Below are 18,041 nucleotides of genomic sequence, written 5' to 3'. Positions count from 1 at the left end.
ATCCGCAACCGTGCGCACGATGCACCAGCGTCCCCACCGTTCCCCCCACACCCCGTTAACAGGATCTGCGTGTCACCGATACTCAGCACCGGTTCCGGCAATGGAGCCGCGCAGTGAAAATCAACCGTCGTCTCGTCCTGCTCGTCACCGCCCCCCTCACCGTTGCGGTCACCTTCTCGGTTCTGGCCCTCGCACCCGCGACCAACCAGGCGCTCCAGGCCAACCGGCTGACGGAGATGGTCGATGTCGCCGCCGCCGCGGGTGATTTAACGCACCAGTTGCAGCGTGAGAGAGCCGCCGCGACCGCATCGGTCTCCAAACAGGGACCTTTGGACGCGTTCCAGACAAGTTCCAGCGCGACCGACAAGAGCATCGCCGCCTTCAACAGCAAAATCGGTCAGCTGTCCGAAGTGCCCGGCAGCGCACAGGCCGCGCTGGTCCGTATCAAACGCTTCATGGACGAACTGCCGGCCCTGCGTGCCCAGGTGCGCTCGGGGAGCAGCACCATCTCCGCGCTGGCCTTCGGCTACCGGATCGTCATCGCCGACCTCAACGGATACCGCGATGGCATCGCACAGGCCGACGGGGTCGACGCCGACATCGCGGACCGGATCCGCGCCGCCGCCGCCCTGTCCGAGGCCGCCGAGCACACGGCTCAGCAGCAGGTCACCGTCATGAGGGCGCAGGCCGCCGGCGGTTTCACGATCGCCTCGCAGCGAACGTTCGATGCCAGCCGGCTGGGCTACACGGAGTCGACCGGCGCCATGTTCGGCCTCGGCCCCGGCGAGTGGCGGACGTGGCTGGAGCGCACCCTCTCCGGCCCGAAGGCGCTGGAGGCCCGACGGCTCGAGGACAAGATCGGTCGTACGGGCACCAGCAAGGACATCGACGTCACCCCGCAGGCTTGGCAGAAGGCTTCCGGCGACCGCCAGACGCTGCTGCGATCGGTGGAGAAGCGGATCGACGAGTCCATCTTCGCGACGGTCTCCAAAGAGCGCACCAGGCTCATGTGGACCGCCGGCGCCGAGGTCGCCCTGGTGCTGCTGACCCTGGTGGGCGCCGTCATCGTCGCCGTCCGCCTGGGGCGCGTGATGATCCGGCGGCTGCGCGACCTGCGCAACGCCGCGCACGAGGTCGCCCACACCGGACTCCCCGCCGTGATGAACGAACTGTCCCGGCCGGGCGCGCTGAGCGGCTCGACACCCGAGCAGGTCGCGGAGCGGTCGGGCAACCCGGTCAGGACCACGGGCGGGGACGAGATCGGCGAGGTCGGCGAGGCGTTCAACGCCGTCCATCACGAAGCCGTCCGACTGGCCGCCCAACAGGCGCGAGTGCACGAGCAGTTCGCCGAGACACTGGTACGTGTCGCCCGCAGGGGCGCGCAGTTGACCAGCGTCATGGTGTCCGAGCTCGACACCGTGCAGCGCGACGAGGCCGACCCCGAGCGCATGCAGACGCTCTTCGCCCTCGACCACCTCGCCATCCGCATGGAGCGCAATACCAACAACCTGCTGGTACTGGGTGGTTACGGCAACGCCCGGGTGCGTTCGGCCAACATCGGCTGCTCCACGGTCATCGTGGCGGCGGCCCAGCAGATCGAGCGGTTCGACCGCGTTTCCCTCGGCGTCATCGAGTCGGGAATCGGCATCGCCGCCCGCGCCGTGCACGACGTGGCGCACATCCTGGCTGAACTCCTCGACAACGCGACCCGGTTCTCGCCTCCTGACCTGCAGGTCGGGGTCGCCGTCTGGCGGCTGTGGGACCGGGCCGTCGTGCAGATCGTCGACGAGGGAGTGGGGATCCCGGCCGAACGCCGCGCCCTCCACAACGCCGCGCTGCGCGAGCCGCAGGCCGGCATCGGGGACGTCCGGTCCATGGGTCTGCACGTGGTGGCACGGCTCTCGGCGCGCCACGGCATCGTTGTCGAACTGCGCGACTCCTCCGGTCCCGGCACCATCGCCGAGGTCACCCTGCCCGCGAACGTGCTGGCCGAGATGCCGCAGGAAACCGCACCGGTTCAGGGCGCGCGCGGCGATGCCCGCGGCGACGGTGTCCGCTACGAGACACCTCGTCCGGTCACCGCACACGGACAGCCCGGCCGCAGGCAGCCGGGCAACGTGGGCGGCCGGCCGGCCCGGCCCGTCGGCGCGGGTGTCGGCGTCCGGGAGGGCGGCGCCCCCGCCGGCGTGCCGGAGTACTCCCGCCCGGGCGACGGGGGCGCCGCGTCCGGCGGCGCCGATGGACGCGGCGGTGCCTACGGCGCGGGTCGCGCCACCGACGCGCGCGAGCGCGCCACCGCCCCGGCCCCGCATCCCGTGCACGACGAACCCGTCTCGCGCATCGCCGGAGTCAGCTCCTCCGGTCTGCCCCTGCGGCAGCGCAACACGCCCCAGCAGTGGCCCACCCTGGGCAAACGGGGCGGCACCGATCAGCGGTCCGGCGCCGCCGCGCCGCGGCCGTCGCCCCGCCGCCGGGACTCCCGGCAGGTCTCCGACGTCCTCGCGGCCTATGCCCAGGGGATCAACCGGAGCACGAACCCCCGCGGGCGTTCCGCCACCGACGACGACACCGAACGGACCAAGAAATGACCTCACCCACCGACCTGAGCTGGATCCTGAGCGACTTCGCCGGACGCATTCCGGAAGTCACTCAGGCGATAGCCGTGTCCGTGGACGGACTCGCGCTGGCATACACCGGTGTGGAGCGTGACGACGCCGACCGGTTGGCGGCCATCGCCTCCGGCGTCGTCAACCTGCTCTCCGCCGCAGCCCAGTTGACGAACACCGACCCCGTCGAGCACAGCCTCACCGCGATGGAGGGCGGCTACATGTTCTCGATGGCCGTCTCCAGCGGCGCCTCGCTCCTGGTGACCACCACCAGGGACGCGGACATCGGCGAGGTCAGCTACATGATGTCCGAACTGATCAACCAGGTCGGTGACTCGCTGTCTCCCCACGTCCGCAGCCCGAGCATCTCGCCCACTCACTGACCGCCGGCGGTCTCCCCCACCGCCGCACCGGCCCGTCCGTCGCCCGCTCGGCGGCCGGGTCAGCCCGTTCCGCCCCTTCCTCCCGATGAGAGCCCTCATGTTCTTCGACATATCCAGTCCACGTCACCGCAGATTCCGGCCGGTGGGCGCTGCCGCCCTCGCCCTCGGTCTGGCAGCCGTCAGCGGGTGCAGCAGCGACAGCGGCGCCGGCGACGACACCGTGAAGGTCGGCCTGGTGGCCTCCCTGTCCGGCACCTACAAGCCGGTCGGCACGGACCTGCGAGCCGGCTTCGAGCTGTATCTGAAGACGCACGGCAACAAGCTGGGCGGACGCAAGGTCGAGCTCGTCGTGGCGGACGAGGGCGACGGCCCCCCGACCGCCGTTCCGGCCGCCACCAAGCTGGTCAAGAAGGACAAGGTCGACGTGCTGACGGGCCTCGTCAGCGGTGGCTCGGTCGCCGCGGTGATGCCGCTGGTCACCAAGGCCAAGATCCCCTTCCTGGGGTCGAACGCCCGGCCGCCCGTGAAGGACCTCGAGTACGTGTGGACGACGAGCTTCATGTCCGACGAGCCGGGCAAGGCCATCGCCCCGTACGTCAAGGAGAAGGTGAACGGTCCGGTCTACGCGATCGGCCCGGACTACCAGGGTGGATACGACGAACTGCGCGGATTCACCGACGAGTTCAAGCGGATCAAGGGCAAGCTGGCCAACCCCGGCGGCAAGACCACCTGGACGCCGTTCCCGAAGACCACCAACTTCATGCCCTACTTCGCCGACATCGCCAAGACGGACGCCAAGGCGGTGTACTGCTTCTACGCCGGCAAGGCCGCGATCGACTTCGCCAAGCAGTACGCGCAGTCCGACGTCGCCGACCTGCCGCTGTACACGGCCTTCGTCACCGAGGGCAGTGTGCTGCAGGCACAGGGCAACGCGGCCAAGGACATCTACTCGGTCCTGAACTACGCGCCCGACCTGGACAACGCGGCCAACCGCAAGTTCGCCGCGGACTGGACGGCCGAGTACGACACGCAGCCGACCACGTACGCGATGTCGTCCTACGACGCGGCCTCCGTACTGGACCAGGCGATCGCCGACGCCGCGAAGGACGGTGACGTGACGTCGAAGACCATCAACAAGGCCATCGCAGGGCTGGGCCAGATCGACAGTCCCCGCGGCGCCTGGGAGTTCGGCGACAAGGCGCACTCGCCGGTGCAGACCTGGTACCTGCGTCAGGTACGTCCGGACGGCAACCAGCTGGCCAACGTCATGGTCCAGGACCTGGCCACGCTCGGCGGCTGACATGGAGCTTCTTGATGCCCACCTCGTGCCGGCGGTGGACGGGGTCGCCTACGGGCTGCTGCTGTTCGTGGTCGCCGCCGGCCTGAGCCTCGCGTTCGGCACCGCCGGCGTGCTGAACCTGTCGCACGGCACGCTGTACGCGATCGGCGCCTACACGGGCGCCGAGCTGAGCGACGGAACCTGGGGCGGCCTCGTCCTCGGGCTGGCCGCCGGAACCGCGGCGGCGGCGCTCGCCGGGGCGGGGCTGTCCGCCGCGACGGTTCCGCTCGCCCGGCGTGGGCATCTCGCTCAGGCACTGCTGACCTTCGGCCTCGCCCTGGCCGGCGGTGATCTGCTCATCCAGCTCTTCGGGGCGGACGAGCTCCCGGTGCGCGTCCCCGGGGCGCTCGACACCTCGGTGAGGCTGCTGGGCCACCGGTACCCCGCGTACCGGCTCTGCTTCATCGTGATGGCCGTGCTGCTGGCGGTGTCCGGTACGTGGGTGCTGACCCGGACCCGCGTGGGAGCGGCGGTACGGGCGTCCGCCGACGATCCGCAGATGCTCGCGGCCACCGGCCACAGCCCACGGGCCGTGCACACCGGCGTCCTCGCGGCGGCGGGGGCGCTGGCCGGTGCCGCGGGGGTGCTCGGGGCACCGATCATCGGTCCCGGGCCCGGCACGTCCGAGAACGTGCTCATGCTGTCCCTCGTGGTGGTCGTCCTCGGCGGGCTGCGCTCGCTGTGGGCGACGTTCGCAGCGGCGATCGCCGTGGGCGAGGTCCAGACGCTGGGCGTCTCGGTGCTGCCGGACCTGGCGCCGTACCTGCTCTTCGCCGCGATGGCTGCGGTGCTGGTGTTCCGCTCCCGCTTCGCGGAACCGGCGGCGGTGCACGGCCCGCAGGACCCGGACCCGGTGGCCCGGCTCCGCCGCCGGCTCGCCGCACGGCTGGGGGCGCGCCGGGCCGCCACGGCGACCGGCCCCGCGGACGGGACGACGGACGGGACGGCGGGCGGTGCGGGCGACGCGAAGCCCTCGGCCGATCCCGGCGTGCCCGGCGATTCGGCCGGTCCGCCGGCGCCGCCCGGCGCGCACAGCGGGCTCGGCGGGTTTGTGCGCGGGGCCGCGTGGCGTCGGGCCGCTCCGCTGCTCGTCCTGCTCGTGCTGCTGATCGCGTTGCCCGGGATGCTCGACTCGTACAGCATCTCGCTGGCCGGCTCCGCCCTGGCCCTGGGGCTCCTCGCGGTCAGCGTCACCATCCTGACCGGCTACGCCGGACTGCCCACGCTCGGGCAGACCGCGCCGTTCGCCGTGGGCGCGTACGCCACCGCGAATCTCGCGGACGCCGGGTGGACGGTCGGCCCGGTCCAGATCGTCCTTTCGGCGCTCGCCGCAGCGGTGTTCTCGGCCGTGACGGGGCCCGCCGTGATCCGGGCCCGCGGCACCACCGTGCTGATGATCACGCTCGCCGTCGGTGAGCTGACCAGCGCGGTCATCAACCAGGTCAAGTCCGTCACCGGCGGCGCCGACGGTCTCGTGGGCTTCCCGTCCACGCAGGCGCTGTGGGGCGGTGAGGGGATGACCGACGAGGGCGACCTCTACAACTACGCGCTCGTCGTCGCCGTCGTCGCCGTCGCCGTCACCCTGCTGGTGCTGCGCTCCCCGGCCGGGAAGCTGCTCACCGGTACCCGGGGCGCCGAGGCCCGGATGCGCGCCTCGGGGCACCCCGTGGGGCGCTATCTGCTGGTGGCCCACGTCTGCGCCGGTGCGCTGGCCGGCGTCGGCGGCTCGCTGATGGTCAGCGTCCAGCAGTACCTCTCCCCCGCCGACGTCGGCTTCGAGATCGCCGCGTTCGCGCTGCTGGCGGTCGTCATCGGCGGCACGACATCCGTGATCGGCGCCCTGCTGGGTGCCGGACTCATCGTCTTCACCCGGGACTGGGTCGCCGGTTCATGGCCCGGCCACGGGCCACTGCTGCTCGGGGCGCTGTTCATCGCCGCCGTGTACCTGCTGCCCCGCGGGCTGGCCGGCCTGCGCGGCGGACCCGGCCGGAGCGGGCGGGCTCCGAACGGACCGCGCACGGCAACCACCGCGTCCGCATCCACCCCGTCCCCCGCCGGGAAGGTCTCCCCATGACGCCCGCGAAGACCGCGGCACCATCAGCCCCGGTGCTGGACCTCGCCCACCTCACCCGCAGATACGGCAGCCTCACCGCCGTCGACGATGTCAGCCTGCGGCTCCCCGCGGGTGCCCGGCACGCCGTCATCGGCCCCAACGGCGCCGGCAAGACCACGCTGCTCAACCTCATCGCGGGTACGGACCGGGCCGACCACGGCACCATCGCCCTGAACGGCACGGACATCACCCGGACGGCCACCGCCAAACGCAGCCGTCTCGGCATCGCCCGCAGCTTCCAGCAGCCGGCGGTGATCTCCGAGCTGACCGTGCTGGACAACGTCGTACTGGCCGGCTGGCCGCACCACCCGAAGCGCCGCGGAGCCTGGCGCAGCCCGTCCCGCTACCGGCTGCACACCGAGTCAGCGGGCCGTCATCTGGAGACCGTCGGCCTCGCGGACCTCGCCCACCGGCCGGCCGCCACGCTCTCCCACGGACAGCGCCGCATGCTCGACCTCGCCGCCGCGCTGGCGGGCGACCCGCGCCTGCTGCTCCTGGACGAGCCGGCGGCCGGTCTGACCGACGGTGACATCGGCCGGCTGCTCGGCATCCTCGGCGGTCTGCCGGACAGCGTCGCGATCATCCTGGTCGAGCACCACGTCGAGGTCGTCGCCCAACTCGCCACGTCGGTCACCGTGCTGGCGGCCGGACGGGTCCTGGTCACGGGACCGACCCGGGAGGCGCTCGCCCGTCCCGAGGTCCGCGACGCCTACCACAACACCGGCACGACGGCGGAGCGGGCGCGGGACGACGCCGCGGACACCGTGGCCGCGGAGCCGGGCGCCGAGGACCCCGTTCCGCGCGTCGCCGGCCCGTCCACCACCGACGCGAGAGGATGACCCGGCCCACGATGCTCGAACTCACCGGCCTGACCGCGGGCTACCACGGCGGCACCGTCCTGCACGGTGTCGACCTGTCGCTGCCCGCCGGCACGGTCCACGCCGTCGTCGGCCACAACGGCGCGGGCAAGACCACCCTCGTCCACACCGTCGCCGGACTGATGCGTCCCGGGGCGGGCACCGTCCGGCTCGACGGCCGGGACGTGACGGGCCGGCCCGCCCACCGGATCGCCCGCGCCGGGATCGGCCTCGTTCCGCAGGGCCGCCGGGTCTTCGCCGGCCTCACCGTCGCCGAACACCTGCGGCTGTCCTATCGCCCGCCACGCCGGGGCGACACCCCGCGCCCGAGCGTGTGGACGCCCGCGCGGGTCCTGGAGCTGCTGCCCCGGCTGGGCGAGCGCCGGGGCAACCGGGGAGCGGATCTGTCCGGCGGCGAGCAGCAGATGCTGGCCCTGGCCCGGGCACTGCTCGGCTCACCGAGCGTGCTGCTGCTCGACGAGCCGACCGAGGGCCTCGCGCCCGCCCTCGTCCGGCAGGTCCACGAGCTGGTCACCACGCTGGCCGACGAGGGCATCGCCGTACTGCTGGTGTCCCCCAGCCCGGCGCAGGCGGCCGAGTGCGCCCATACGCTCACGGTCCTCACCTCGGGACGGACCACGCTTCGTCTGGACGGCGCGGAGGCCCGTGCCGATGCCGGCGCCCTGCACGCCGCACTCGAACTCGCGCCCGCGGCCCCCTGAAGACGGACGCGGGCGCCCACGGGGGGCGGTGACCGGCATCCGGTCACCGCCCCCGTCGCGCTCCGGACCAAGCGGCGTAGCCGGCGTAACCGGCCTAACCGGCCTTCAGACTGTGGCCGCCGAAGCCGCTGCGCCGGTCGGAGCCGCTGTTCTGGTCCTGCCACCACGCGTCGAACTCCGCCTGCTCCATGGCGGACCAGTCCGGTGTGTTCTCGACCTGGGCACTGCCCATCCTGCGGGCAAGCGCGACCATGGCCGCCCCGACGGCGCCACGACCGGTGTCGTACCGCTCCAGAACCTCTTTCCAGCTGTCCCCGGCCACCCAGGCGGCCTCAAGGGCGGTGGCGTCCTGGAGCGCCTTCACACTGCCGCCGCCGATGTGCGGCCGGGCGACACTCGCCGCATCGCCGACAAGCACCATCCGCCCCGAGGTGTAGTGCGGCACCTCAAGGTCGTAGATCGGCTGGATGAAGGTGGTCTCGGCGGGTGTGCGCAGGACCCTGGCCGCCCAGTACGGCGGGAAGTTGTCGGCCACCAGGGCACGCAGACGGGCGGTGAGCTCGGCGTTCAGACGGCCCGGCGGCAGGGAGGTCGGGGTCCGCAGGTCGGGTTGGAGGGCATCGGTCTGCGGGGGCGCGGTGTAGAGCACCCAGTTGAGCCGGTGCCCGCCGGCGCCGTCCGGGATGCGGTAGATCATGCAGTGGCCGCCCGGAAAGACGATGTTGTGCGCGGCCAGACCGTCCAGGGGGAGACCGTCGACGTCCGACGAGGTGCCGCGCCAGCCGATGTATCCGGCGTACGCCGCTTCGGCGCCGGGGAACATGGCCTCGCGGACGACGGAGCGGTAGCCGTCGGCGCCGATCACGACGTCGAAGTGCTCCTCATAGCCGTCGGCCAGATGCAGTGTCACACCGTCACGGTCCGGATCCACGTCGGTGACCACGGCGCCGGACCGGTAGGTGACACCCTCGGGCACCCGGTGGCGCAACTCGCTCCACAGCGAACCCCAGTTGTAGGCGCGGAAGGGAAACGGCTGCTCACCGACGGCCCGGCCGTGCTCCGCGTCACCTTCGCGCACGCTCCACACCCGCCGGGTCAGCGGCGCCCAGGGCATCTCGGGAGCCACGTACCCGGCGTCCTTCAGCTCGTCGTAGCGGTCGTTGTGAAGGGCGATACCCACTCCCCTGTCACGGAGTTCGGCGTCGGCACGCTCGAAGACGGTGACCTTGCCGGCTCCCCCGCGCGAAGCGGCCAGGGCCGCGGCACACCCCGCTATGCTGCCGCCGACCACGGCGATGCTGCCTCCACGCATGACTGGTTCTCCACTCACTTGGCGTTCCGGCCGCCGTTCGGGGCTCTGCCGCGTCGGCGTGACCGGTCGGAAATCCACGGGCACTGGGGCTCGTTGTGCCGTTTCGGTGGATCAGGGCACGGACGGAATCCTATCCAGGGGCATCCGGCCGGTGAGCGGCGCGCACAGGGGTGGTGCGTGGAGCGGTCATGAGCGGACGGTGGCGGCGATCCGCTCACGCGGCGCGCTGACTTCCGTGCCGTCGGCGCACCGCCCGCTCTCCTTGGACGGGCTCATCAGATCCTCGACGGCGCGGTGCGAGCGGAGGCGCCCTACCGCGTCCGGGGCCAGGCGGCCGACGGCCGGGCCGCGCACATCCGGCTCCTGACGCCCGCGAACGCGACTGCGGGGCACCGGCTGTTCACGGCGTGACCGCATGTGAGAGATTGTCATTCCTTTTGTGAAGACCCCTCAGTTAATGAGGGGTCCCCGGCGAGAGTTGCGACGGTCACCCGCGGCAGAGCGAGCGGGCCCTTCAACATGCCTACACACAAGGGATTTTGCGGATTTCGGGGCCGCGACTGACGTCTGTTGGGGCAAAGATCCGGTGATAGCATCCCGGCATCTGTGATCTTCATTCAATAGGTTCAGATGCTGATTTGCGATCGGTGGCCCGCCCTCTCCACGCGACAGCGGCCGGGCCGTGCCGAGCGGCTGCGTCACGGGCCCTCGCGAGGTGTATCCGTCGCCGTCCGCATGCCATGCGCCGGGAAAGGTTTCCATGATTCAAGACGCACTCGCGTGGTGCTTGGTTGCGGTGGCGGCGATAGCCGTTGTCGCGGCCGTCGCGCTCGCCGCCCGCAACAGAGCCCTTGGGGCGAAGAAGAAGCAGACCGAGGCCGAGCTGAGGCGCCAGCTCCAGATATCCGACAACCACCTCCATGTCTCCCGCGCCGAGTTGCACCGGTTCAGGAGCGAGCAGGACGGCACTCTCCGAGAGGCCAAGGAGGCGGCCGAGGAGAACACCAAGGCGGTCCTCAAGGGTGCCGCCAGCTTCCTGCAGAGTCTCGCGGCGGAGCAGACGACGCTGCTGGACGGCGTGCAGCGGAAGTACGGCGGTCACGCGGTACTCAGTGACCTGCTGGAAGTCAACCACGCCAACGCGCAGATGGCGCGCAAGGCGCAGGGCATCGCGGTCATGTGCGGTGCGCCGCTCGGCCGCCGCAACCGGCCCGCCAGCGTCTACGACGTGGTGCGCAGCGCCCAGGGGCAGATCCGGAACTTCCACCGGATCGCCATCATGCAGCAGACCGGTCTGGCGCTGAAGGCGTCCGCGGTCGCGCCCGTGGCCCTTGCCGTGGCCGAACTGCTTGACAACGCTGCCAGCTTCTCCCAGCAGGACGCACCGATCGAGGTGACGTTCCAGCGGGTCAGGAACAACCTGTGCATCGTCATCGACGACGCCGGTGTCAGCATGAACGACGAGGACCGGCAACGGGCGACCGAGCTGCTCTCCGGTGACATCGTCCCCCGCCTGTCGCAGCTCGGGAACCAGCCGAAGTTCGGCTTCCCGGTGGTCGGTCTGATCGCGCGTCAGTACGGCTTCAAGGTGGATGTCACCGGAGTCTCCCGGTACGGCGGCGTGAGGGCCGTCGTCCTGTTGCCCGAGGAGCTGTGGACCATGGAGGAGACACCGCCGGCCCCGGAGGCCGCCGTCAGCAGCATCCTGCGCAACGAGGGCCGGCCGCAGGGCGCGCCCACGCGTACGACGCACGGTCTGCCGAAGCGCGGATCGCGTCAGGCGCCCATCGCGAGCGTGCCCGAACCCGAGGCCGACCGGCCCGCGTCCTGGGCTCCCGCGGAGAACAGCCGCCCCTCCGGACGCGGCCTGGGCGCTTTCCAGCGCGGCACGCTTTCGGGCCGCAATCTCGAAGCCACGTCACCCGAAGGGTCCGAAGACGCATGAGCGCAGACCTGTCGTGGATGCTCGAGGACATCGTGCACAACGTGCCCCGGGCACGGCACGCCGTCCTGCTGTCCGCGGACGGCCTTCCTCGCGGGGCCACGGAAGGCCTGGCCGAGAAGGAGGTGCGCACCATCTCCGCCGCCATGGCCGGGATGCAGTCGCTCAGCCGGGCCACGGCCCACTTCGCCGGGCCGGAGGCGGACCGGCAGTGGAACCAGACGATCATCGAGTTCTCCCACGGGTGGAGCTTCCTGATCGGAGCGGGGCAGGGCGCCTATCTGGCCGCCGCCGCGGCGCCCGATGTGGACATGCAGCAGATCTCCTTCCGCATGCACCGCCTCGTCGCCCGGCTGGGCAACAACCTCACCTCGCCGCCGAGGGTGAACGCCGAGGCCGACGCCGGTACGCGCAACACCGGCGCGGCCCGGCGCGGGGGCACCGGTGATTCCGGATTCGTGCTCGCCGACCTCGACCGGGTGATCGCCGATGTGCGCGGCGCCCGTCACGCTGTCCTGCTGGGTTCCGACGGACTGCCCCGCGGGGCGACCAGCGGGATGAACAGGGACGTGGCGGACACGATCTCCGCCGCCATGACAGGCATTCACGCCTACAGCAGGGTCACCTCGCAGTTCGCGGGTGTCCTGGAGGGCGCGGAGTGGCGTCAGACGGTCATCGAGTTCCAGCACGGCTGGATCTTCCTGATGGCGGCGGGTGCCGGGGCCTTCCTGGCCGCCGCAGCCGAGCACGACTGCGATATCGAGGAGTTCACCACGCGCCTGCACGAGGTGGTTCCCAGACTGACCGCGCCCACACCACGAGGGGAGGGGGCAGGCCATGCCTGACGAGCCCGAGCAGGACCTGGATCTGGAACTGACGTCCCCGTTAGTCCCCCTCTTCGTGATCACGAACGGACGGGCGCTACCTCCGGACCACGAGTACGAACACACCACCCTCGTCATGGCGGCACAGGACGCATCGGCTGCGGCGCGCACGCTCTCGCCCGAGGCGGGTCAGGTCATGGACCTGGTGGCCGACGGCTTCCTGTCCGTCGCCGAAGTGGCGGGCCACACACACCTGCCGCTGGGCATTGTGCGCATCCTGCTGGCGCAGTTGGAGGAGGACAGCCTCATCCTCGTGAGGAGACCGATACCGCGCGCCGAACGTGTCGACAGAGAACTTGTCAGCGCCGTGCTCGAAGGCCTGAAGAATCGATTCGGAGCGTAACGCGTGCACCTGGATCCAGACGTATCCAATGCGGTAAAGATCCTCGTAGTGGGGCACTTCGGGGTCGGGAAGACCACCTGCATCGGAAGTCTCTCCGAGATCGAGCCGCTGCGGACCGAGGAGGAGATCACCGAGGCCAGCGAGGGTTTCGACGACCTGTCGGGCACACCCCACAAGACGACGACCACCGTGGCCATGGACTTCGGCCGCCTCACCCTCAGTGACACGCTCGTCCTCTATCTCTTCGGAACGCCCGGGCAGGAGCGTTTCAAGGAGATGTGGGAGGAGCTGTCACGGGGGGCGCTGGGTGCGATGGTCCTCGTCGACCCGGAGCGGCTGCACGAGTCGTTCCCCGTCCTGGACCTGGTCGAGAGCTTCGGCCTGACGTACGCCATCGGGGTCAACCACTTCGAGGGCACCACGGACTACCCGCTCGAAGAAGTCCGCGAGGCGCTGAACCTGGCGTCCGACACACCCATCGTGAAGTGCAACGTACGCGACGAGAACTCCTCGGCCCAGGCGCTCATCACCCTCGTCCAACACCTCATGTCCCTACTCGGCTAGGAGCGCAGGAATGCAGCAGCCGCTTGACCCGCACGAGATACCCCCTCCCGGATGCCCCGCGCACGGGAACACCCAGTTGTACGGCCCCGCGTTCGGAGCCGACCCCGACGGCCAGTACGCGCATCTGCGGACGTTCGGCCTGAGCGCCCCCGTGGACATCGCTCCCGATGTCCAGGTGGAGTTGGTCACCAGCTACGACGCCGCCCTGTACGTCCTGCAGAACCCCGCGTCCTTCGTCCGCGACTCCCGTCGCTGGAACGCGCTGAACGAGGGGCGCGTCCCGGCGGACAGCCCCGCGCTGCCGATGATGAGCTACCGCCCCAACGCGCTGTTCAGCGACGGCGCCGCACACGCCCGCCTGCGCCAGGCGGTCACGGACAGCCTCGCCACGGTCAACGAGCTCCAGCTCGTGCGGCAGACGCAGCAGTCCGCCGACTACCTGATCAGCCGCTTCAGCGCCGAGCCCCGCGGCCAGGCGGAGCTGATGGCCGAGTACGCCCAGCCGCTGCCGCTGCTGGTCTTCAGCGACCTGTTCGGCTGCCCGCCCGAGATCGGTGACCGCGTGATCGCCGGGATCAGCGGCATCTTCGAGGGGACACCTGGTGCCGACGAGGTGCTGGGCGGAGCACTCGCCGAGCTGATCGCCCTCAAGCGGCGCCGGCCTGCGGCCGACCTGACAACGCGTCTGATGGAGCACTCGGCCCAGCTGAGCGACGAGGAGGTGCTGCACCAGCTCGTGACCCTGCTCTCCGGCGGCACCGCGCCGCTGACCGCCGCCATCGCGACCAGCAGCGCGCTGTACCTCGGCGAGGAATGGCAGACCGGACTGCCGGTTGAGGACGCCGTCTCCCAGACCCTGTGGAACTACGCGCCGATCGCCAACTACGCGGCCCACTACCCGACGCATGACGTCGAACTGGGGGGCAGGGTGCTCCGGGCCAACGACCCGGTCCTGGTCTCCTTCGCCGCGGCGAACACCGATCCCAAGCTGACCGAGCACCGTCAGCAGCTGAGCGCCAAGGCGCACTTGGCCTTCGGGGCGGGCCCGCACGCGTGCCCGGCCAAGGACCCGGCGTTCATGATCGCGGTCACCGCCGTGGAGACCCTTCTCAACCGGCTGCCGGACATCGAGATGCGCGTTCCGTTCAAGACACTCACCTGGGCGCCCACTCCGTGGAGCCGTTCGCTGGTGACCCTGCCGGTCCGCTTCTCCCCGAGGACGGTGCCGTCGGCCGCCGAGCACACGCATCCGCGAGCAGCCCAGGGGTCCCAGCCGTCCGCGACCCCCGAACAGCGGTCCGCCGCAGGGGCATCCGGCCCGATGGGCGCCGCGTCGTCGCAGCACAAGGGGGGACTGTTCAGCCGCTTCCTGGCATGGACGAGAGGGGAGTGATTTAAGTAACCTCCTGAGTTCTCTGTGTTATTGGATAGTTCAACGATCTTGCGGGTATGCATGGCGGCTGGTTCTTGGAAAGGAACAGTCATCATGGGCATTGCCGCAACTCCGGTGCACGATCGCCGCGCTTCAGCCTCGCTTTTCTCCCGTCTGCGGACGGCAGGAGGGCAGGCCGATCCCTTCCCCATATACGAGGAGTTGCTGTCGAGGGGCGAAGTCATCCCCGCACCCTGGGGCGGCTCCGTCGTCACGAGCTTCGACGTCTGCGACCAGGTGCTGCGCAGCCGTGACTGGCTGGAGCCCGACAAACGGTGGCGGGAGAGGCAGGGTCCGGGAACGCGCTGGAACGCTTCCTCCTCACAGGAGATGAGCAACACCCTGGCAGCGCTCAATCCCCCGGACCACAAGCGGGTGCGCAGGGCGGCCGGCACGTTCGACCGGTCCACCATCGAGCGGATCAGCCGGACGGTGAGCTCGACGACGGACCGGCTACTGGACGCCCTTTCGGAGCGGTTGCGCGACGGGGAGGCGGACTTCGCGGTCCTGGTGGGCGAGGAACTGCCGGTCGCCACCATAGGGGACTGGCTCGGCCTGCCCGCCGCGGACTGGCCCCGTCTGCGGCAGCTGACCCACGACCAGGTCTTCACCCAGGAACTGCTGCCCTCGGCGAGCCAGCTGGCCGCGTCCGACGCGGCGACGGCCGAGCTGCGCGCCTACTTCATGGCTCTGGTGAGCGACCGTCGCGCACATCCCGGCGAGGACCCCGTGTCCCGCTGGATACAGACGTGGGACTCGTTGGAAGCCGACCGCGAGAAGGCGGACGAGGCGGTCTACTTCCTGGTTCTGTTCGTCCTCCTGGCCGCCCTGGAGACCACCGCGCAACTCCTGACGACCATGACGCACCTGCTCGTCGAGTGCCCGGAACGCTGGGACCTGGTCGCCGACCACCCCGACCTGGTACCCGGGTTCGTGGAGGAGACACTTCGCTACGACCCGCCCACCCACGTCATCAGCAGGGTCGCCGCCGAGGACTGCGTCCTGAGCGGAATGGAGATACGCAAGGACGAGATGGTCCACCTCATGGTGGGGGCGGCCCACCGCGACCCGGCCAGGCACAGCGACCCCGACCGGTTCGACCCCCTGCGCAAACCAGCCCACCTCGCCTTCAGCGGAGGCATCCACTACTGCCTCGGCGCGCCGCTGGCCCGGCTTGAGGCCCAGATACTTCTCCGTCAACTCATTCGGCGCCTTCCCCGTCTCACCCTCGTCCGCCGCCCCTCGATGGCGCCCCGGGTGGCATTCCGGCGCCTGCTGAACTTGGATGTTGCCCTCGCATGATCGAAACGACCCGTGTTCTGCCCAGACACTCCCGCAAGGCGATACAGGTCGAGCAGGACGGCCCTGTGCTCCATGTCCGGCTCAACCCCTGGGAGCAGGACGACGTACTGGGCGTCGCCGTCATCGACGATCTCCTGCTCCTGCTCAACGAACTCCACGAATCCCCGGACATCCGCGTCCTGACCCTGTCGTCCCTGGGCACGGACTTCTGCCTGGGCGCAGACCGCAACGAGTACCAGGCGGCGCTCGCCGCGGATCCGACGGGAGCCGAACTGCGGCGCATCGCGGACAAGGCCCACCGTCTGTGCCAGGCGCTGGAGACCACCCACGCGGTCACGATCGCCCGCCTCCACGGCCGGGTGCTCGGCGCAGGACTCGCGCTCGCCTCGTTCTGCGACCTCCGCGCGGGCGCGGACACCTGCCGCTTCCGCATGCCGGAGGTCGGCATCGGACTCCCGCCCGCCTGGGGAGGCGCGATGGGCCGGCTGGTCTCCGAGGCGGGCGCCGCCAGAATCCGCGAACTCATGCTCACCTGCGATGCCTTCGACGCGGCCACCGCCCACCGAATCGGCCTCCTCCACAAGACCGCCCCGCTCGACCGGCTCGACGAGACCGTCGCGGCCTGGACGAGACCACTCGTCCGCCGCTCGTCCGAGTCCCTGGTCCTGACCAAGCGCATGCTGGCCGGCTACGCACGGGCGGACCGCACGACAGACGCCTCCCTGCTCGACTCCCACCTGCTCACGGCCCACATCAACCAGCGACGGGGCCCGGACGTGACTACGGACCGGTGAGCCGCGTATCCCCCTGTACATGCCACCGCGCCCCGTGCGAACCGTATGTGTGCGGTTCGCGCGGGGCGCGGTGGCGTCCGGGGTCCTGTGGGTTTCCTCGATCGGCCCGGAGCGGCTGCGCCGGATCCGCGGCTACCGCTGGTGCAGCGCGGCGAGGGTGGCGTCGAGGTCAGCGGGGCGGGGACGGTTGTGAGGCAGCCTGGCGAGAGCGGCGGCCATGCCGCAGGAATTGGTGAGGGCGGAGAAGACCAGGCCGCCGCCGATGGCGGCCGAGAGCCCGCGGGCGGGGCGGTAGCGGGTGCCGACGGCGAGACCCAGGACGACGAGGGACCCGGCGGCGAGGCGGACCTGGCGTTCCATGCCCCAGACGCGGGAGGCGCCTGCGGACCGGTCGAGGGGGTGGCCCTGTTCCGCCCACGCGCCGGTGCCACCGGTGAGGGTGGCCGCGGGAATACCGGCGGCGGCGAGTTCGCTGCAGGCGGTGGCGGAGCGGTTACCGGAGGCGCAGACCATCAACAGGTCGCCGCGGGCAGCGGCGGCCTTCAGTGCGGGCAGTGCGGCGCGTATGTGGTCCAGGGGGATGTTGTGGGCGCCGGGAACGTGGCCGGAGGCGTATTCACCGGGGGTACGGACGTCGATGACGGCGTAGTCGTCGAGCCGGGCCGCTGCCTGGGCGGGGAGGACTGAGGTGGGGGTGGTCATGTGCGGTGTTCCATTTCTGTGCGGGCCGGGGCCGAGGGCCCCGAACACGATAGGATACCCCTAGGGGTATTAACGGAGGAGGAAGCGTGGAGCTGGACATGGCGGCCGCCGAGCTGAAGTCGGTGCTCAACCGGCTGAAGCGGGCCCAGGGCCAGATCGCCGGGATCATCAAGATGATCGAGGAGGGCCGGGACTGCGAGGACGTGATCACGCAGCTGGCCGCGGTCTCCCGCGCCCTTGACCGGGCCGGGTTCGCGATCATCGCGACGGGCCTGCAGCAGTGCATGGCCGATGGCGGACAGGCGGCCGGGGACCGGGACCAGATGCGGGCCCGGCTGGAGAAGCTGTTCCTCTCCCTGGCCTGACGGTGGCGGTCAGGCCAGCGCGTCGGCGAGCATGAATCCGGCGACCGCTAGGAGCACGACGGCGAACAGCCGCTGCAGCCCCCGCCCGGACACCTTCTCCGCCAGCCGCTTGCCGTCCCAGGCGCCCAGGATCGCGGCGCCCGTGAACGGCGCTATCACCGCCCAGTCCAGTCCCGCCGCACTGCCGGAGCGGGTGACCAGGGATGCCAGCGAGTTGACCGTGATGACCAGCAGGCTGGTCCCGACGGCGGCCTGCATCTCGAAGGCCAGCACAGTGACCAGCGCGGGAACCGCGAGGAACCCGCCGCCCACTCCGAGCAGCCCCGTCACCGCCCCCAGACCCGCTCCGGCTCCGCCGGCCCGGAGCGGGTCTGGGGGCGG

Annotated in this window: 18 protein-coding genes; 14 read left to right on the top strand and 4 right to left on the bottom strand. The window is 70.9% G+C overall.

What is annotated here, in order from left to right:
• Positions 1 to 113 precede the first annotated feature (113 nt).
• The 6 genes from J1C73_RS03605 to J1C73_RS03580 all read left to right on the top strand — a co-directional run bounded on the left by J1C73_RS03605 (position 114) and on the right by J1C73_RS03580 (position 8,020).
• Entirely contained in the window at positions 114 to 2,588 is a 2,475-nt protein-coding gene (locus J1C73_RS03605; RefSeq protein WP_207315045.1) for a sensor histidine kinase, read from the top strand.
• Positions 2,585 to 2,989 carry a roadblock/LC7 domain-containing protein gene (locus J1C73_RS03600; RefSeq protein WP_123463034.1) on the top strand — a complete coding sequence of 135 codons (405 nt, stop codon included), beginning with the start codon at positions 2,585 to 2,587 and terminating at the stop codon, positions 2,987 to 2,989. Before J1C73_RS03605 ends, J1C73_RS03600 begins: the two co-directional genes overlap by 4 nt.
• A gap of 97 nt (positions 2,990 to 3,086) precedes the next feature.
• A complete protein-coding gene (locus J1C73_RS03595; protein ID WP_207315044.1) occupies positions 3,087 to 4,289 on the top strand; it encodes an ABC transporter substrate-binding protein in 1,203 nt (400 codons plus the stop codon).
• Position 4,290: 1 nt separating this feature from the next.
• A complete protein-coding gene (locus tag J1C73_RS03590) occupies positions 4,291 to 6,402 on the top strand; it encodes a branched-chain amino acid ABC transporter permease (RefSeq protein ID WP_207315043.1) in 2,112 nt (703 codons plus the stop codon).
• Positions 6,399 to 7,280: an ABC transporter ATP-binding protein gene (locus J1C73_RS03585; protein ID WP_242643663.1), complete on the top strand. Its 882-nt coding sequence runs from the start codon at positions 6,399 to 6,401 to the stop codon at positions 7,278 to 7,280. Before J1C73_RS03590 ends, J1C73_RS03585 begins: the two co-directional genes overlap by 4 nt.
• A gap of 11 nt (positions 7,281 to 7,291) precedes the next feature.
• Positions 7,292 to 8,020 carry an ABC transporter ATP-binding protein gene (locus tag J1C73_RS03580; protein ID WP_207315047.1) on the top strand — a complete coding sequence of 243 codons (729 nt, stop codon included), beginning with the start codon at positions 7,292 to 7,294 and terminating at the stop codon, positions 8,018 to 8,020.
• A 94-nt stretch (positions 8,021 to 8,114) separates the two neighbouring features.
• On the opposite strand, the gene J1C73_RS03575 is transcribed toward J1C73_RS03580, so the two are convergent.
• Both J1C73_RS03575 and J1C73_RS03570 read right to left on the bottom strand, forming a co-directional pair.
• Entirely contained in the window at positions 8,115 to 9,332 is a 1,218-nt protein-coding gene (locus J1C73_RS03575; RefSeq protein ID WP_207315042.1) for an FAD-dependent monooxygenase, read from the bottom strand.
• 186 nt (positions 9,333 to 9,518) lie between these two features.
• On the bottom strand, positions 9,519 to 9,686 hold the full coding sequence (locus J1C73_RS03570) for a hypothetical protein (protein WP_207315041.1): 168 nt from the start codon (positions 9,684 to 9,686) through the stop codon (positions 9,519 to 9,521).
• A 406-nt stretch (positions 9,687 to 10,092) separates the two neighbouring features.
• Between J1C73_RS03570 and J1C73_RS03565 the strand changes: the two genes are divergently transcribed.
• The 7 genes from J1C73_RS03565 (at position 10,093) to J1C73_RS03535 (ending at position 16,593) form a co-directional block, all read left to right on the top strand.
• Positions 10,093 to 11,277 (top strand): ATP-binding protein, encoded by a 1,185-nt coding sequence (locus tag J1C73_RS03565; RefSeq protein ID WP_207315040.1) that lies wholly within the window; start codon positions 10,093 to 10,095, stop codon positions 11,275 to 11,277.
• Positions 11,274 to 12,119 (top strand): roadblock/LC7 domain-containing protein, encoded by an 846-nt coding sequence (locus J1C73_RS03560; protein WP_242643662.1) that lies wholly within the window; start codon positions 11,274 to 11,276, stop codon positions 12,117 to 12,119. The genes J1C73_RS03565 and J1C73_RS03560 overlap by 4 nt, the downstream gene beginning before the upstream one ends.
• Positions 12,112 to 12,501, top strand: coding sequence for a DUF742 domain-containing protein (locus tag J1C73_RS03555; RefSeq protein ID WP_207315039.1), 390 nt, complete (start codon positions 12,112 to 12,114; stop codon positions 12,499 to 12,501). The genes J1C73_RS03560 and J1C73_RS03555 overlap by 8 nt, the downstream gene beginning before the upstream one ends.
• Before the next feature lie 3 nt (positions 12,502 to 12,504).
• Entirely contained in the window at positions 12,505 to 13,065 is a 561-nt protein-coding gene (locus tag J1C73_RS03550) for a GTP-binding protein (RefSeq protein WP_207315038.1), read from the top strand.
• 10 nt (positions 13,066 to 13,075) lie between these two features.
• On the top strand, positions 13,076 to 14,458 hold the full coding sequence (locus tag J1C73_RS03545) for a cytochrome P450 family protein (protein ID WP_207315037.1): 1,383 nt from the start codon (positions 13,076 to 13,078) through the stop codon (positions 14,456 to 14,458).
• Between the two features lie 93 nt (positions 14,459 to 14,551).
• The gene (locus tag J1C73_RS03540; protein ID WP_207315036.1) at positions 14,552 to 15,799 is read left to right on the top strand and encodes a cytochrome P450; all 1,248 of its coding nucleotides are present in this window, start codon (positions 14,552 to 14,554) and stop codon (positions 15,797 to 15,799) included.
• On the top strand, positions 15,796 to 16,593 hold the full coding sequence (locus tag J1C73_RS03535; protein ID WP_207315035.1) for an enoyl-CoA hydratase/isomerase family protein: 798 nt from the start codon (positions 15,796 to 15,798) through the stop codon (positions 16,591 to 16,593). Before J1C73_RS03540 ends, J1C73_RS03535 begins: the two co-directional genes overlap by 4 nt.
• Positions 16,594 to 16,725: 132 nt before the next feature.
• Here the strand turns inward: J1C73_RS03535 and J1C73_RS03530 are convergent, their stop codons facing one another.
• A complete protein-coding gene (locus J1C73_RS03530) occupies positions 16,726 to 17,295 on the bottom strand; it encodes a rhodanese-like domain-containing protein (RefSeq protein ID WP_207315034.1) in 570 nt (189 codons plus the stop codon).
• Positions 17,296 to 17,381: 86 nt separating this feature from the next.
• Between J1C73_RS03530 and J1C73_RS03525 the strand changes: the two genes are divergently transcribed.
• The gene (locus J1C73_RS03525) at positions 17,382 to 17,660 is read left to right on the top strand and encodes a metal-sensitive transcriptional regulator (protein WP_207315033.1); all 279 of its coding nucleotides are present in this window, start codon (positions 17,382 to 17,384) and stop codon (positions 17,658 to 17,660) included.
• 9 nt (positions 17,661 to 17,669) lie between these two features.
• On the opposite strand, the gene J1C73_RS03520 is transcribed toward J1C73_RS03525, so the two are convergent.
• A partial coding sequence (locus tag J1C73_RS03520; RefSeq protein WP_207315032.1) for a sulfite exporter TauE/SafE family protein occupies positions 17,670 to 18,041 on the bottom strand: 372 nt, incomplete at its 5' end.

This window comes from Streptomyces laculatispora (assembly GCF_017353455.1).
In the GTDB taxonomy this organism is placed as follows: Bacteria; Actinomycetota; Actinomycetes; order Streptomycetales; family Streptomycetaceae; genus Streptomyces; species Streptomyces laculatispora.
Note: the sequence above shows the minus strand (reverse complement) of the source record. Positions and strands in the feature narration are given on the sequence as shown.